The sequence below is a fragment of the Nisaea sp. genome (assembly GCF_034670185.1).
Taxonomy (GTDB): Bacteria; Pseudomonadota; Alphaproteobacteria; order Thalassobaculales; family Thalassobaculaceae; genus Nisaea.
In genome coordinates, this window is sequence record NZ_JAXMNY010000001.1 from 1,894,057 (window position 1) to 1,908,738 (window position 14,682).

A 14,682-nucleotide genomic window follows, 5' to 3' on the forward strand; every position below is an offset into this window, starting at 1 on the left:
GCAACAACGGGTGTTTGCGCTATTTTTGCAGCGTTTGTTGACTATTTTCTCAATATGCAGATAAAACACAACATTGCTTATTTTCCCATCGGGAACTGCCTTGGACCGCCGAGACACAGTCGAAATCTTCCGGACCCGCCTCGCGGAAAGCATGGAACGCGCCGGTGTGAACCGGTCCGGCCTTGCCCGGCGTGTCGGCGTTGACCGCTCGACACTGTCCCAGTTGCTGTCACCCGACAATGAACGCCTGCCCCGCGCGGATACCGTTGCGGCGATTGCCTCGGCACTGCAGGTCAGCCTGGACTGGCTGCTCGGTCTGACCCAGCAGGAGCAGCTCGGCGCCGAGATCCTGCAGCGCTCTATCCACATCACCGAAGCGTCACGGGCTGCCGTGGATCGAAACATCGCGGAATGGCATGCGGAAGCCGCCGGGTACAAGATCCGCTATGTCCCGAGCAACCTGCCCGATCAGGTAAAAACACCGGAGATCCTGGCTTACGAGCATGGCGTCGTTGAGGCGTTCGAGCGGGACAGCGCGCTGGAACGGACACAGGACCAGCTCGCCTACACACGCCGCCCCGAAACCGATATCGAGATCTGTATGTCGCGGCAGGCTCTGGACGATTTCGCCGCCGGGGCCGGTATCTGGCACGATCTGGCCCCGGCGCTCCGATACGAGCAGCTGCGGTACATGCGGCAGTTGCATGACGAGCTGTATCCCAGAATGCGCCTCTACCTGTTCGACGGACGTAGAGTGTATTCCGCCCCACTGACCATCTTCGGCCCGCTGCGCGCCTCACTCTTCCTTGGCCAGAGCTTCTTTGTCTTCAACACCACCGAACATATCCGCACCCTGACCCGCCATTTCGATCAGCTGATCCGCGACGCGGTCGTCCAGAGCCATGACCTGGACGACTATATCGAGGGCCTGCTCTCGCGCTTTCCGGAACACACCGCCTGATGATCGCCACGCTCGACATGTACGACTTTCCGGAAACTCGGGAAGCGACGAACTCTTGGTGGGAAGCACTGGCGCGCGGACTTGCCGCCGAAGGCCTGTCCGGAATTCCGCCGCACCGTACGCGCTCACCGGAAGAGAGCGCACCATGGTCGGCGCCGAACCTGTTCTTTACCCAGATCTGCGGCTATCCACTGCGCAAGCGGTATCGTGACGCGCTGCGCGTCGTCGGCACGCCGTGCTACCGGGCAGAGGGTTGCGACGGGCCGCGATACAGCAGCGTGGTGATCGTTCAACGCGGTGCCGGGATTACGTCGATTGAGGCTCTTGAAGGTGCACGGCTGGCCTATAATGGTGCCCTTTCACAGTCCGGCATGAGTGCCTTCCGCGCCCTGCTTGCGGACCGTGGGATCGAGCCCGGTTTTTTTGGCGACGCCGTATGCAGTCGCGGTCATCGGGCAAGTGTTTCGATGGTCACCTCGGGAGAAGCCGACACGGCCGCAATCGATTGCGTCACCTGGGCCCTGCTGCAGAAACATGCCCCACAGGAATGCGATTCGGTCGAGGTTCTTGCCAGGACACCTAATGCGCCGGGCCTGCCCTATGCAGTCCCCGCCAGCATCGATGACCAAACGCTCGCTGCCTACCGGCGCGGAATCGAACGGGCGATCGCCGACCCGTCCGGACAATCCGCCCGCGATGCGCTCCTGATCGACGGATTCTCTCCGTTGAACGATGCCGATTACGAAGAAATCGACGCCATGGAAACACGTGCGCGAGAGCGAGGACTGCCTTCCCTCTTCTGAGCTTGTTGCATCGCGCCCGGCACGGCAAGATCGCCACCGGAAAGACAATCGCCGCTTGTGAAGGAAACACACCATGGCCATTACCTTTTACGATCTGTCCGCCAGGAATGGTGCCCGCTTCAGCCCCTTCGGATGGCGTGCCCGCATGGCCCTGGCCCACAAAGGCCTCGAGGCGGATGCAACGGTCGAACACGTTCGTTTCGGAGAAAAGGACAAGCTGGAATTCAGCGGTCAGAAACTCGTCCCGGTTCTGAAAGACGCCAACACCGTGATTTGCGATAGCTGGGACATCGCCTGCTATCTCGAGGAGAACTATCCGGACAGCCCCAGCCTTTTCGGCGGCGAGGCCGGTCGCGGCGCTGCGCTTTTCATTACCGAATGGACAAACCGTACCATCAACCCGTTGGTTGCCGGCTGCATCGTCCATGACGTCTACCTCGCCTGCGACGAGCGCGATCAACCCTATTTCAAGGAATCTCGCGAGGCCCGCTTCGGAAAATCGCTGGAAGAAATACAGAAGGGGCGTGAGGACAGGCTTCCCGATCTGCACAAGGCCCTGGCTCCAGCACGGGCCGTGATAGAGAAACAGCCCTATATCGGCGGCACGGGTCCGAGCTTCTCGGATTACGCGCTCTTCGGAACGCTCATGTGGGCGCGGATATCCAGCCCGTTTGAGCTGCTTGCCGAGGATGATCCTCTCTGGGCATGGCGCGAACGGCTGCTCGACGCCCATGATGGGTCCGCCCGCAAGGAAAAGCTCTGCGCCGACGCCGCCTGAGCCAAAACAAAGAACTGGAAATCAGCACCATGTCACGCGTACCCGCCCTCAAGCCCGAGGACATGTCCGACGCGCAGCGGACCATCCACGACGCCATCGTCAACGGCCCCCGCGGTCGTGTCGAAGGTCCCCTGAAGATCTGGCTGCATAGCCCCGCCCTGGCCGACAAGGCACAGCAGCTCGGCCAGTTCGCGCGTTTCGACAGCACGCTCGAACCGCGCCTTTCCGAGCTTGCCATTATGATCACGGGCCGGTTCTGGGGAGCCCAGTTCGAGTGGTCCGTGCACAAGCCTTTCGCCCTGAAGGCAGGCATCTCGGAGGAAATACTGGACGCGATCCGGGACAGGAAAACGCCACCCTTCAAGAAGACGGATGAGCGGGTCGTCTATGACGTTTCCCGCGCGCTGCATGAAACCCATAAGATCGGCGACGCTCTCTATGCCGAAGCTATCGAGATACTGGGTCAGCAGCGGGTCATCGATCTTGTCGGGTTGCTCGGCTATTACACTCTGATCTCCATGACAATCAATGCTTTCGAGGTTCCTCTCGAAGGCGATCAGGTGGCCGAACTCGATTAAACCCAATGCCTTGCAGGGCGCAAATGACCAACGCGCCCTGCAATCACGGTAAAAGCCATTATTTTAATAGTAAATTATTTTTCAATTTTAGAACTGGTTAATATTGCATTAACTCCCGGCCCACGATAGCATTGTCACCAGTGAGTAGGAGAGTGCACATGATAACTCTTGCGATGGTGATAGTGACGTGGTGCGTGGTCGCACTTGTCGGTGGCGTGCTTCTCGGGCGCGGTATCCGCGAGAACTAATCGCGAATTAAGCTCCAGTCTCCTGTTCCAGGTTTCCATACCCGGCTGCCGATTCCTGGAACGCTTCCTTGATCCTGATCGCCTCAATCCCGGTCTTCTTTGCAGGCGGGCTCTTTCGTCAAAGAGGCCCGGCTCTCAGAACGATTTCAATTCCAATGATAATCGCGGTCAGCATCGCCAGATAGCCGACGAACTGCGCGTGATCCTCACCATCGATCACCACCTTGCGCAGCCGCGCACCAAAAATATCGAACAGTGAGACAGTCGCCAGAATGATCAGCAGGATCGCGGCGCCTGAACCATAGTCGAAGCCCCGCAAGGATTCAGACAGCGACATGCCAATGCCTCCTGCCCCGACGATCCCCAGCACTGTGGCCGAGCGCACATTCGCTTCGAACCGATAGAGCGAAAAGGAAATCCATAGTGGCAGAACCTGCGGGATCACCCCGAAGACAATTTCATGCAGGCTCGTCGCCCCGGTAGCCCGGATACCTTCGACCGGTCGCGGATCGATGGCTTCAACCGCCTCGGAGAAGAGTTTGGCGAGTGTGCCCGTTGTATGAATGGCCAGCGCCAGCACCCCGGCAAGCGGGCCGAGCCCGACAGCAGCGACAAAAACCAGTGCGAAGACCAGCTCGTTGATAGCCCTGAACGCATCCATCAGGCGCCGCACCGGAAAACTGAGCCAGGTCGGAGCCAGGTTTGACGATGCCATCAGACCAAAGGGGACCGCGAACACGACCGAGAGGAACGACCCCCAGACCGCCATCTGCACGGTCTCCAGCATCAGATCGAGATAACTCCGCCAGTAACGGAAATTGGGCTCCAGAAAATCGGACAGCAACATCGCCATGTTACCGCCGCCGCTGAACACATCCCCGATACGATTCATGTCCGACGGCACGAAGCTCCAGACCAGCATGATCAGGAAAGTGCCCCAGAGCAGGTAGTCGAACGCCTGCTCCTGGCGGCCACGGCCGGGCACGACGATGTCCTCCAGGCGGGGCTGGGTTCCGTTGGCGGCACTATTATTCATGGCTGACACTCATGGGACTTGGTTCCCGAAAAGAAGCGGGGGCCATGTGGCCCCCGCATATCGGCCCGGCGAAACACCGGACCAGGATCTGGGTTACTTGCGAGGGCGAGCCTCGGCGGCGCGGCGGATATCCGCGATCTTCTCGTCGATCTTGGCGATCTTCTCTTTCTTCTCGGACTGGGAGAAAGTGTCGTCGCCCTCGATGGACATGCGCTGACGGATTTGGTCCATCTCATAGAATGGCCAGAGCTGGGCATTCGAGGACGGCACGAACGGGCCCATATCGATCATGGCGAGGATTTCACGAGCCGTGGTCACTTCCGCATCGCTGCCGAGGCGGCCATAAGTCATGAAAAAGCTCATGATCTTGGCTTTCAGACCCTTGTTCAGTTCCGGGCGCCAGGCCATCGGATCGGACGCGATCAGCGGGGAGCGCCAGATTTCCTTGATCTCGGCAAACAGTTCCGGTTTGGCGAATTTCAGACGCTTGTAGAGGCCACCGGAGGACGCAACGGCCGCATCGACCTGCTTGGTCGCGACGGAGATCAGGTTGGTCTCATGGTTTGCATTGCGGACAATCTTGAAGCATTCCTTCGGATCAACGCCTTCCTTGGCGAAGATAAAGGTAGACGGCACCAGGAAGCCCGAGGTTGAGTTCGGATCGCCAAGGCCAAAATTCAGGCTCTTGTCGCACTTCATGACGTCTTCGTAGCTCAGACCAGAATCCTTGTGCGTGACCATGACCGACCAGTAACCCTGATCGCCGTTGGATTCGGTCGTCTGTGCAAAGATCTCGGCACCGGCGCGGTCGACAGCGACCATGCCGGACTTGTTGCCGTACCAGGCGATATCGACCTTGTCGAAGCGCATGGCCTCGATCACACCCGCATAGTCAGCCGCGAAGAACGGCTTCACCGGCATGCCGAGATCCGCTTCGAGCGCCTGCAGGAACGGCCCCCACTTCTCGCGTTGGGCGGAGCTGTTCTCCGTAGCGATGATGCCGAAGTTGATTTCCTTCGGGTCTTCCCTGTCGGCCAGGGCCGGCACCGCGCTTGCGGCAAGGCCTGTGGCCAGAACCGCGGCGGCGGTCAGGCGGGTGAAGATGGTCATGGGATCAGCTCCTCTTGATGCTGGAAAATGGTTTCAGGCGGACACAGCAAGCCGCTGCTCCGCCACTTCATGTGCCTCTGCGAAATCCTCGGCATCGGGGAGGATCAGCTCTTCGCTGGCCTCGCCGTAGATTTCACGGAGAAAAGCAGTGGTGAGATCGTGGGACGGCCCGTCGAAAACGACCCGGCCGTCCCGCATGGCGATAGTGCGCTTGCAATAGCGCCGGGCGTATTCGACCTGATGCAGCGAAACGAGCACGGCCGTGCCTTCCGTCCGGTTGATATCGGAGAGCGTCTCCATCACCCGGCGGGCGGAGGCCGGATCGAGAGAGGCAATCGGCTCGTCGGCGAGAATGGCTTCGGTTTCCTGCACGAGACATCGGGCGATGGCCGCACGCTGCTGCTGCCCGCCAGAAAGCGTCGCCGCGCGCTGCCGCGCCGTCGCCGCGATGCCAACCCGCGTGAGTGCCTGCATGGCGCGCTGCTTTTCCAGTTGGGAGAACTGCATGAAAACGCCGCGCCATTTCGGCATTCGGCCGAGACGGCCTGCCAGCACATTGGTCAGCACCGTCAGACGCGGCACCAGATTGAATTGCTGGAAAATGACACCCAGGCGGCGGCGCACCTGCGACACGTCGCCGGTCAAGCGGCCACCGGCCTGCACCTGATCGCCAAATACAGCGATTGAGCCCCCGTTATCGCCTTTATTGGCGACGATCAGGCCGCCAATATGCCGGATGAGTGTCGACTTACCGGAGCCGGAGGCTCCGATCAGCGCCACCATCTCGCCCGCTTCGAGCGCAACCGAGACTCCGTCGAGCGCCCGGCGCCCGTTCGGAAATGTTTTGGAGACGTTCGTGACCTGAATAACAGGTTGGCTCTGAGTATGTGACATGCGGCCCCTTCCCAAGGACCGCGACATTACTCAAGAGCGTTGACCGGCATGCCGCAGAGTTATGACGATTTCAGGACTCCATCGTGACTCAATCCCCACAAAAAGACGCGGAAGAGTCCCTGATATGTCATGTACGGCCGGACAATCCATAAACTGAATCATTTCAGCCAAGAGACTTAATGGTTCTATATTGGTAGAATTAACTCTCTCTTAGGGGGTAATTTCATGGAAAATTTGGCTAAATTCGTGTTCGAACGCACTATGATAAACATTGTGCCGATTCTGATTGGTGTATTGGTTGGCATCGCAATAGTCAGGGGTGCTCTCGCCAGTCGAGGCTCGATATTTAGATCCATCGTTGTTGGGGTTTGCGGGTATTTAGCTGGTGTCGTCAGCTATTCAGTTTACGATATTCCAGAGCGCCCTATAGAGCTGGTTGAAGCGCTTACGCTTTCGATAGGAATGTTTGGGCTGCCATTCCTAGTCGCATTGATGATCTTCCGAAAACGCAAAATAAACATTGCGTCAGACCAGTAACGCCAAAATTAATCACCTTTTCCTCGGCAAGAAACGATCTGCGGGCACTCCATCGTCATGACCGCTTCGCCATCCTGATTGAACGTCGTGTATTTGAACCGGACAAAGCCCCTGTCCGGTTTGGAGCGGGACTGACGTTTCTCCAGCACTTCCATCTCCAAGCTCAGAGTATCGCCCGGCCGCACCGGTTTCAGCCAGTTCAGCTGATCGATGGTTCCGGCACCGAGATTGGTCGCCTGCAGTCCGTTCGCCTGCCAGGCCAGCCTGAAGCTGACGGCAAGGGTCTGGAAACCGCTGGAGATGACGCCGCCGAAATGGCTCTCCTCGGCATCCGGCACGCTGATATGGAAGGGCTGCGGGTCATACTTCCAGGCAAAATCGATGATCTCGGATTCCGTCATGGTCTTGCGCTGGGAACGGAGGACCTGGCCGATTTCCAGGTCCTCGAAATAAACAGGAGACTGCATAAGCTCAGTCCCGAAGCACGGCGGCGATGGCATCGCCAAGATCGGCTGTCGTGGCCTGACCGCCAAGATCCGGGGTCTTCGGCCCACCACCTGAAATCACCGTCTCGCAGGCAGCAACGATGGCGTCCGCCGCTTCCTGATGCCCATGATGCTCCAGCAGCATGGCGCCGGACCAGATCTGGCCGATCGGGTTGGCAATCCCCTTGCCGGCGATGTCCGGGGCAGAGCCATGCACCGGCTCAAACATGGAGGGATACTTCTTCTCCGGATTGATGTTCGCGGACGGCGCGATAGCGATGGATCCGGCAACGGCCGGGCCGAGATCGGACAGGATATCACCAAACAGGTTGGAGCCGACGACCACATCGAACCAGTCCGGATGCAGCACGAAATTCGCGACCAGAATGTCGATATGATACTGGTCCGTCGCGAGATCCGGGTATTCCTTCGAGATCGCCGCGAAGCGCTCGTCCCAGTAAGGCATGGTGTGAATGATGCCGTTGGATTTGGTCGCCGAGGTTACCTTCTTCTTGCCGGTGCGTTGGCAAAGCTCGAATGCGAAACGCATGATCCGGTCGGTTCCGGTCCGGGTGAAGACGCTTTCCTGCATCGCCATCTCACGGTCCGTACCCTCGAACAGGCGCCCGCCAATGGACGAGTATTCGCCCTCGTTATTCTCGCGCACGACATAGAAGTCGATATCTTCCGCCGTCCGGTTCGCCAGCGGACAATTCATGCCCTTGAGCATCCGGATCGGGCGCAGGTTCACATACTGCTCCATCTCCCGGCGGATCGGGATCAGCAGGCCCCAGAGCGAAACATGGTCCGGCACACCCGGAAAACCGACGGCGCCGAGGAAGATCGAGTCGAATTCCTTCAACTGCTCGATCCCGTCGATCGGCATCATCATGCCGGTCTTCTTATAGCGCTCGCAGCTCCAATCGAATTCGGTGAAATCATACTCAATGCCGAACTTCGCCCCCGCTGCCTCCAGCACCTTGATGCCTTCCGGAATGACCTCCCAGCCGATACCGTCGCCCGGGATCACCGCGATATTGATTTTCGACATTGGGTTTTTCCTCCGCATCAGATTTTCTTGTTGGCCGCATAATAGGCTGGGGACGCGGTCGGACAAACCACTCCGTGGAACTAATCCGGTTCAATCTGCTCACGGCTTCTTCCCCGACCGTCTCTTGACAAGTTTATGACCGGGCCGCAGGTTGGCCTCGTGATGCTGGGGTGTTTCGGAATTCGTAGCCGGAACTGAGAGGATACCCATCGAACTTGATCCGGGTCATGCCGGCGCAGGGAGACGTCACGAGACTGCAGATGCGGTCGCGTTCATTCCTCTCGCCCCGATTTTGAATCTGCCGTTCCGTCGAACGGACCTATTGGAGTGCCGGGAATGTTCCTGAAAACCGCCGCCGTCGCGCTGACCGCGCTTATGGCCATAAGTCTGACCGCAAAAGCCGAGACAATCCCCGTGCTGGTGCCGATCACCGGCTTCCTGTCTCTTGAAGGAACATCCCAGCGCAACGGCGCGGTACTGGCCATCGAGCGTTATGGCAAGGATCTCGATCTGGAACCCGAAGTGACCGACACAGGCACCTCTCCAGAAGGTGCCGTCACCGCGTTGCGCCGGGCGCTGGAGGGCGAGCCGAGTGCCGCCGTTGCCTCCATGCTTGGCACGCAAATGCTGGCCATGCTGCCCATCGCCGGTCGCGCCGGCGTTCCGCTGCTCACCGTTTCCGGCACGGCGAAGATCACCGAGATCGGCATTCCCTGGGTGTTCCGTTTCTTCCCGGGCGACAGCGTGGTGAAGGTGGCGCAGGCCCGGTACGCTATCGAGGAACTCGGCGCCAAACGCCCGGCTCTGCTCCATCAGACCACTGCCTACGGGCAGAGCGGTGCGGAGCATTTGCGCCGGATCATGAATGATCTCGGGGCGCCGCTGGTGTTTGAGGAAGCCATCGACGTCTCGGTGAAGGACATGCTGCCTGCCCTGACCCGGATGCAGGAGGCCAAACCCGACCTGATCCTGCTGCACCTGCATTCCGGCTCTACCGCTTTGGTGATCCGCCAGGCCAGGGACCATAACATCGCCCTGCCGATCCTTGCCGGCTCCGCCATGCACCAGCCGACCACGGCCGCCCTGCTGGACCCGAAGCAGCTCGCCGGTGTTTGCGCCGAAAGTGCGTCCTCGCCGATTTCTGAGCCAGAAGGTCCGGTTGAGGATTTTACATCGGAATATCGAGCCCGTTTTGGAACCGAGCCCGACGCTTTCTCGCTGGCCCAGTATGACGGCGCGGCCATGATGATCGCGGCGCGGAATTCAGGCGCCAGAACCGCAGAAGAAGTGCGAGACTGGCTGGCCAGCAACAGCTATGACGGGCTCGCCATGACCTACAAATCCGACGGCGAGGGCAACATGGCGCATGACGCGGTCATCGTCTGTTACGATGGCAAAAGCGCGGTACCGGCGATCAAGCGGCGCTACGAGAATGTCAGCGGCGTGAAATAGAGCCGCACCCGGCACCCGCCCCAGCCATGTCAACCATTGCTCTCACCCAGATCCTGCTGAACGGTCTCGCCCTCGGCGCCGCCTATGCCCTTATCGCGCTTGGCTTCGTCATCGTGCTGAACGCCGTGGGGGCGGTGAATTTCGCCCAGGGCGAGCTGGTCATGGCGGGCGGTTTCGCCGCCATCGCGCTCGCCCCGTTGATCGGCGAAGCGACGGCGCTGCCAGGGCTGCTCCTGCTGCCGCTGGTGATGGGGCTGATGGGACTCGTCGGGGCCGGCTTCGCCTGGATTGCCTATTTCCCCGTGCGCAAACGCCATCAGGTCGCGGTCTTCGTCAGCACCATCGCCGCCGGACTGGTGCTGCAGCATCTGGCGAACGCCCTTTTCGGCGCCGCGCCCCGGGCCGGGCCTCCGCTCATCGCGGGCGCCCCTATGACCATTGGCAGCCTGTCCATCTCGCTGCAGCAACTCGCGGTGATGGCCTGTGCAGCCGCCCTGATCTCCGGGACTGGCCTGTTTCTCGGCCGGACCCAGACCGGGCGACACATGCGCGCCGTGGCACAGGATTCTGAAATGGCGGCCGCCATCGGCATCCACCCGAAGCGTATGATCACCCTCTCCTTCGCGCTCGCCATCGCGCTTGCGGGCGCGGCCGGATTGCTGCTGTCCAACCAGTTCTTCGTCAGCCCTAACGATGGCGGATTGTTCATGCTGAAAGCCTATATCGCGGTAACCATCGGCGGCTGGGGCAGGCTCGACGGGGCGGTGATCGGCGCAATGTTGATCGGCATTTTCGAGACCCTTGTCGCCGCGCTTACCTCCTATCTGGTAGCAGAGGCCCTGCTCTATGCGCTGCTACTGGTCATGCTGGTGTTCCGACCGTCGGGGCTTCTGCCGGAGCGGGCACGCGCCCGTGTCTAACCCGCGCTCCCGTCTGATTCTCGGCGCCGTAGTTGCCGCGCTGGCGCTCTATGCCCTGTTCTACGCAGGCGATTACGCTCTGCATGTCCTGACCCGTGCCGGGATCTATGCCATTGCCGCGATTGGCTATCAGCTCATCTTCGGCCGCCTTGGTGCACTGTCACTAGCTCAGGGCTGTTTCTTCGGGCTTGGCGCCTATGCGGCAGGTCTTGGTGCGCTGGAACTCGGCCTTGGATTCCCCCTGACACTGGCCGCAGGCATCCTGTTGCCGAGCGTTCTGGCCGCCCTCATCGCAATTCCCGTGCTCCGTCTCGCCTCGCACTATTTCGCGCTCGCCACCCTCGGCATCGCCCAACTCGCCCTCCTCGTCGCCACGAACTGGACAGAGGTCACCGGCGGCGCGAACGGCCTGTACGGAGTGCCGCCCATCGAGATCGGCTCGGTTTCCTTCGGGCACGGCTTGCCGCTGACCATACTGGTCTGGGCCTGTGTCGGCCTGGCACTCCTTATTTCGCACAGGATGACAGCCGGACGGCTTGGGCTGGCGGTCGAGACCCTGCGGGAAGCGCCTCTGGCCGCCACCACGCTCGGTATCGACGGGGCGGCAATCCGTTTCCGATTCTTCATCGCCAGCGCGGCTTTTGGCGGACTTGCCGGAGCGCTGCAGGCACACGCGGTCGGCGTCGTTTCACCGGACGTCTTGCAGTTCCACGTCCTGGTACTGATCCTCGCCATGACCGTGATTGGCGGACGCACCTCACCCGTCGGGGCCGTGCTTGGCGCCCTGCTGCTGGTTCATCTGCCGGAGTGGTTCCGGGATTTTGCAGATTATTATCTTGTGGTCTATGGCGCGGCCCTGCTCGCCGCCATCGTCTTCCTGCCGCGCGGACTTGCCAGTCTCTTTTGGGAAAGCAAGGCATCCGCAATCGTAACAGGCGACGCTGCGGCACCGCATGCGCCCGCTCCGCTCAGCCTGTCCGTGGAGACTGTGTCCAAACAGTTTGGCGGCGTAACCGCGCTGGACGGCGTCTCCCTCACCCTCGCCCCTGGCGAAATTCTCGGCCTCATCGGCCCGAATGGCTCCGGTAAGACGACATTGGTCAACCTGATCTCCGGCATCGAGAAACCGGATGGTGGGCGAATCCGTCTCGGCGACAGTGACATCACCGGCAAACCACCAGAATTCATTGCCCGCGCCGGTCTCTGCCGCAGTTTCCAGCATCCGCAGATCGCACCGGACCTGACCGTGCTGGAGAGCGTTGAGGCGGTTGTCTCCGAAGGCGAGAGCCCTCAGGCCCGACTGAGCGAGGTCGGCCTCTTAAGCCGCGCGAACGAACGCGCAGGAACCCTGCCACCGGCGGCCCTGAAGCATCTCGAAATCGCCCGCGCCCTTGCCGCTGGCGCCTCCGTCCTCGCTCTGGACGAGCCGGCCGCCGGGATGAACGAGGTGGAACGCGCGGAGCTTTCAGCTTTGCTGAAGCGGCTGGCGGATGCGGGCCATGGCATCCTGCTGATCGATCACGCGATGGATTTCCTGCTGCCCCTGGCGGACCGGGTGATCTGCCTCAGTGCCGGACAGGTCGTCGCCGAGGGAATGCCCCGCGACGTTGCCCGTGACCCGGCGGCCATCAGCGCCTATTTCGGGGAGAGCCCGCTGTGAGTGCCGCGCTGCTCTCCTTCCGGAATGTTTCCGTACGGCGCGGCGGCGCGATGGCGGTGCGCAACCTCACTCTCGATGTTGCGCCAGGAGAGATCGTTGCCCTGATCGGCCTGAATGGCGCCGGAAAATCGAGCCTGCTGCGCGCCGCCATGGGCCTGGAAACGCTCACGGATGGAGAAATCCTGTTCCGGGACCAGTCACTCTCTGGCACCGACACACCGGACCGGGCGCGGCTCGGCATCGGCTATTGCCCCGAAGGACGCCGCCTGTTCCCCGGCATGACGGTTTCGGACACCCTGCATGCCGCAATGGCTGCATCGCACGCCGAACGCCTCGGGCGGATTGCCGAACTCGGCGCCCTCTTCCCTTTGCTCGGCACCATCCTCGAACGGGAAAGCTGGAGCCTCAGCGGCGGGCAGCAACAGGTTGTCGCCATAGCGCGCGCGCTGATGCAGCGCCCGGAAATCCTGTTGCTGGATGAGCCATCGCTTGGCCTTGCCCCCGTTATCTGCCAGGAGCTGTTTCCCGCCATTCGCCGGCTTGCGGATGATGGTGCCGCTGTGCTTCTGGCGGAGCAGAGCACAGCCACGGCCCTCTCCGTGGCCGATCGGATCGCGGTGTTGCACCGGGGCACTCTGGTCCTGAATGAGCCCGCAGCCGCACTTTCTCACGAGCGCTTGAAAACAATCCTGCTTTCCGAGGGTGAACAGCGCTGACGCTTGGTTTATGCTCGCCGAAAATCGCCTAGCCCGCCTTTGGAGATCCCCGTCGATGGACGAGAGCACAACCCCCGACTTCCGCCAGAGCATCGCCGAGACCGCAGCGAATATCCTGCTCGAGATCGAAGCCGTGCATATCCGCCCGGAAGAGCCGTTCACCTTCACTTCCGGTCGGCTCAGCCCGGTCTATGTAGATTGCCGCAAGATCATCAGCTTCCCCCGCGCCCGGAAGCAGCTGATGGAGATGGGCGTCGAACTGCTTGCCCAGAAGGCCGGGTTCGAGCAGTTCGATGCCGTGGCCGGCGGTGAGACGGCAGGCATTCCTTTCGCCGCCTGGATCGCCGACCTGCTCGGTTTGCCGATGCTCTATATTCGCAAGAAGCCGAAAGGTTTCGGCCGCAACGCCCGGATCGAAGGCACATTCGAAGATGGCGCGCGCATCCTTCTGGTCGAAGACCTGGCAACGGATGGCGGCTCCAAGCTCTCCTTCATCGACGCCATCCGCGAAGCCGGTGGCGAGGTTGCTCACTGCTTCGTGGTTTTCCACTACGGCAACTTCCCGCAAAGCACCTCCTCCATGAAAGAGAAAGGCGTCGATCTGCACGGTCTCTGCACCTGGTGGGATGTGCTGGCGGCTGCGGAAAAGCGCGGCTTCACCGAAGCGCAGCTCAGCGAAGTGCGTCAGTTCCTGCGCGATCCGGACGGCTGGGCCGCTACCCGCGAAACCGTCGACGTCTAATAAGAAACCAATCTGGGGGAAGAGTGATGCTGAGGATTCTCGGCCGTAATAATTCGAGCAACGTGCAGAAGGTAACCTGGCTCTGCGAGGAGCTGTCGATACCGAATGAGCGCGAGGATTTCGGCGGGGCCTTCGCCAACACGAAAGACAGTCATTACCTCTCCCTGAACCCCAATTCCCGGGTTCCGACGATCATCGAGGACGATTTTGTCCTCTGGGAATCGAACGCCATCGTTCGCTATCTCTGCAACAAGTACTCGGCTGGCGACATGGCGCCGGCAGACCCACGCGCCTATGCGGATGCGGACCGCTGGATGGATTGGCTGCAGACTACCGTTCTGGCCCCGATCACGGTGATTTTCTGGGGCCTGGTCCGGACACCTGAAGCAGAGCGTGATCTGGCGGCAATCGAAGGCGCGCGGGATAACATGATCCCGATCTGGAAGATCCTCGATGAGCGGCTGACGGGTCGCGACTACATCATGGGCGACAGACTGACAATGGCGGACATCGCGATTGCCATCAATTGCTACCGCTGGATGACCCTGATCCAGGACCGGCCGTCCATGCCCGCTCTTGAGGCTTGGTACGACCGGATCGCCGCGCGTCCAGCCTTCAGGAAACACGTGCTGGATATTCCGCTGACCTGATTTATCAATACCGGAGCGCGGCGCTGGAAATCCCCCGCCGCGCCTCTTATTCTTTCAAGAT

General features: G+C 60.8%; 16 protein-coding genes and 1 riboswitch. Of the genes, 11 read left to right on the top strand and 5 right to left on the bottom strand.

What is annotated here, in order from left to right:
- The first annotated feature begins 100 nt into the window (after positions 1-100).
- From VOI22_RS08970 to VOI22_RS08985, 4 genes are all read left to right on the top strand, one after another.
- Positions 101-961 carry a helix-turn-helix transcriptional regulator gene (locus VOI22_RS08970; protein ID WP_323796163.1) on the top strand — a complete coding sequence of 287 codons (861 nt, stop codon included), beginning with the start codon at positions 101-103 and terminating at the stop codon, positions 959-961.
- Entirely contained in the window at positions 961-1,764 is an 804-nt protein-coding gene (locus tag VOI22_RS08975; RefSeq protein ID WP_323796164.1) for a phosphate/phosphite/phosphonate ABC transporter substrate-binding protein, read from the top strand. Before VOI22_RS08970 ends, VOI22_RS08975 begins: the two co-directional genes overlap by 1 nt.
- A gap of 73 nt (positions 1,765-1,837) precedes the next feature.
- Positions 1,838-2,542, top strand: a complete 705-nt coding sequence (locus VOI22_RS08980) for a glutathione S-transferase N-terminal domain-containing protein (protein ID WP_323796165.1) — start codon at positions 1,838-1,840, stop codon at positions 2,540-2,542.
- Between the two features lie 29 nt (positions 2,543-2,571).
- The gene (locus VOI22_RS08985; protein ID WP_323796166.1) at positions 2,572-3,120 is read left to right on the top strand and encodes a carboxymuconolactone decarboxylase family protein; all 549 of its coding nucleotides are present in this window, start codon (positions 2,572-2,574) and stop codon (positions 3,118-3,120) included.
- Between the two features lie 366 nt (positions 3,121-3,486).
- Here VOI22_RS08985 and phnE read toward each other — a convergent pair whose 3' ends face one another.
- From phnE to phnC, 3 genes are all read right to left on the bottom strand, one after another.
- Entirely contained in the window at positions 3,487-4,404 is a 918-nt protein-coding gene (gene phnE / locus VOI22_RS08990; RefSeq protein WP_323796167.1) for a phosphonate ABC transporter, permease protein PhnE, read from the bottom strand.
- Between the two features lie 93 nt (positions 4,405-4,497).
- Complete coding sequence (phnD, locus tag VOI22_RS08995; RefSeq protein ID WP_323796168.1) at positions 4,498-5,514, bottom strand: phosphonate ABC transporter substrate-binding protein; 1,017 nt, start codon at positions 5,512-5,514, stop codon at positions 4,498-4,500.
- Between the two features lie 33 nt (positions 5,515-5,547).
- Positions 5,548-6,408 (bottom strand): phosphonate ABC transporter ATP-binding protein, encoded by an 861-nt coding sequence (gene phnC, locus VOI22_RS09000; RefSeq protein WP_323796169.1) that lies wholly within the window; start codon positions 6,406-6,408, stop codon positions 5,548-5,550.
- 225 nt (positions 6,409-6,633) lie between these two features.
- On the opposite strand from phnC, the gene VOI22_RS09005 reads away from it, so the two are divergent.
- Positions 6,634-6,945: a hypothetical protein gene (locus VOI22_RS09005; protein ID WP_323796170.1), complete on the top strand. Its 312-nt coding sequence runs from the start codon at positions 6,634-6,636 to the stop codon at positions 6,943-6,945.
- An 8-nt stretch (positions 6,946-6,953) separates the two neighbouring features.
- Here the strand turns inward: VOI22_RS09005 and VOI22_RS09010 are convergent, their stop codons facing one another.
- Both VOI22_RS09010 and VOI22_RS09015 read right to left on the bottom strand, forming a co-directional pair.
- Positions 6,954-7,412 (bottom strand): MaoC family dehydratase, encoded by a 459-nt coding sequence (locus tag VOI22_RS09010; protein ID WP_323796171.1) that lies wholly within the window; start codon positions 7,410-7,412, stop codon positions 6,954-6,956.
- Between the two features lie 4 nt (positions 7,413-7,416).
- On the bottom strand, positions 7,417-8,481 hold the full coding sequence (locus VOI22_RS09015; RefSeq protein WP_323796172.1) for a tartrate dehydrogenase: 1,065 nt from the start codon (positions 8,479-8,481) through the stop codon (positions 7,417-7,419).
- Between the two features lie 156 nt (positions 8,482-8,637).
- A riboswitch (TPP riboswitch) is annotated at positions 8,638-8,741 on the top strand.
- Between the two features lie 76 nt (positions 8,742-8,817).
- Here VOI22_RS09015 and VOI22_RS09020 point away from each other — a divergent pair.
- Genes VOI22_RS09020 through VOI22_RS09045 form a run of 6 tightly spaced genes read left to right on the top strand, consistent with a single transcriptional unit; the run spans position 8,818 to position 14,621 of the window.
- Complete coding sequence (locus tag VOI22_RS09020) at positions 8,818-9,933, top strand: ABC transporter substrate-binding protein (protein WP_323796173.1); 1,116 nt, start codon at positions 8,818-8,820, stop codon at positions 9,931-9,933.
- Between the two features lie 26 nt (positions 9,934-9,959).
- Positions 9,960-10,853 carry a branched-chain amino acid ABC transporter permease gene (locus VOI22_RS09025; protein ID WP_323796174.1) on the top strand — a complete coding sequence of 298 codons (894 nt, stop codon included), beginning with the start codon at positions 9,960-9,962 and terminating at the stop codon, positions 10,851-10,853.
- Positions 10,846-12,513 carry a branched-chain amino acid ABC transporter ATP-binding protein/permease gene (locus VOI22_RS09030; RefSeq protein WP_323796175.1) on the top strand — a complete coding sequence of 556 codons (1,668 nt, stop codon included), beginning with the start codon at positions 10,846-10,848 and terminating at the stop codon, positions 12,511-12,513. Before VOI22_RS09025 ends, VOI22_RS09030 begins: the two co-directional genes overlap by 8 nt.
- Positions 12,510-13,229, top strand: a complete 720-nt coding sequence (locus VOI22_RS09035) for an ABC transporter ATP-binding protein (protein WP_323796176.1) — start codon at positions 12,510-12,512, stop codon at positions 13,227-13,229. The genes VOI22_RS09030 and VOI22_RS09035 overlap by 4 nt, the downstream gene beginning before the upstream one ends.
- A 55-nt stretch (positions 13,230-13,284) precedes the next feature.
- Positions 13,285-13,971 carry an orotate phosphoribosyltransferase gene (locus tag VOI22_RS09040; RefSeq protein ID WP_323796177.1) on the top strand — a complete coding sequence of 229 codons (687 nt, stop codon included), beginning with the start codon at positions 13,285-13,287 and terminating at the stop codon, positions 13,969-13,971.
- A 26-nt stretch (positions 13,972-13,997) separates the two neighbouring features.
- Complete coding sequence (locus tag VOI22_RS09045; RefSeq protein WP_028464419.1) at positions 13,998-14,621, top strand: glutathione S-transferase family protein; 624 nt, start codon at positions 13,998-14,000, stop codon at positions 14,619-14,621.
- The last annotated feature ends 61 nt before the right edge of the window (positions 14,622-14,682 follow it).

What these genes read in the sequence shown, in the direction of transcription:
- VOI22_RS08975 (WP_323796164.1), top strand. Translation starts at nt 961, where the DNA reads ATGATCGCCACGCTCGACATGTACGACTTTCCGGAAACTCGGGAAGCG.
- VOI22_RS08980 (WP_323796165.1), top strand. Translation starts at nt 1,838, where the DNA reads ATGGCCATTACCTTTTACGATCTGTCCGCCAGGAATGGTGCCCGCTTC.
- VOI22_RS08985 (WP_323796166.1), top strand. Translation starts at nt 2,572, where the DNA reads ATGTCACGCGTACCCGCCCTCAAGCCCGAGGACATGTCCGACGCGCAG.
- phnE (WP_323796167.1), bottom strand. Translation starts at nt 4,404, where the DNA reads ATGAATAATAGTGCCGCCAACGGAACCCAGCCCCGCCTGGAGGACATC.
- phnD (WP_323796168.1), bottom strand. Translation starts at nt 5,514, where the DNA reads ATGACCATCTTCACCCGCCTGACCGCCGCCGCGGTTCTGGCCACAGGC.
- phnC (WP_323796169.1), bottom strand. Translation starts at nt 6,408, where the DNA reads ATGTCACATACTCAGAGCCAACCTGTTATTCAGGTCACGAACGTCTCC.
- VOI22_RS09005 (WP_323796170.1), top strand. Translation starts at nt 6,634, where the DNA reads ATGGAAAATTTGGCTAAATTCGTGTTCGAACGCACTATGATAAACATT.
- VOI22_RS09010 (WP_323796171.1), bottom strand. Translation starts at nt 7,412, where the DNA reads ATGCAGTCTCCTGTTTATTTCGAGGACCTGGAAATCGGCCAGGTCCTC.
- VOI22_RS09015 (WP_323796172.1), bottom strand. Translation starts at nt 8,481, where the DNA reads ATGTCGAAAATCAATATCGCGGTGATCCCGGGCGACGGTATCGGCTGG.
- VOI22_RS09020 (WP_323796173.1), top strand. Translation starts at nt 8,818, where the DNA reads ATGTTCCTGAAAACCGCCGCCGTCGCGCTGACCGCGCTTATGGCCATA.
- VOI22_RS09025 (WP_323796174.1), top strand. Translation starts at nt 9,960, where the DNA reads ATGTCAACCATTGCTCTCACCCAGATCCTGCTGAACGGTCTCGCCCTC.
- VOI22_RS09040 (WP_323796177.1), top strand. Translation starts at nt 13,285, where the DNA reads ATGGACGAGAGCACAACCCCCGACTTCCGCCAGAGCATCGCCGAGACC.
- VOI22_RS09045 (WP_028464419.1), top strand. Translation starts at nt 13,998, where the DNA reads ATGCTGAGGATTCTCGGCCGTAATAATTCGAGCAACGTGCAGAAGGTA.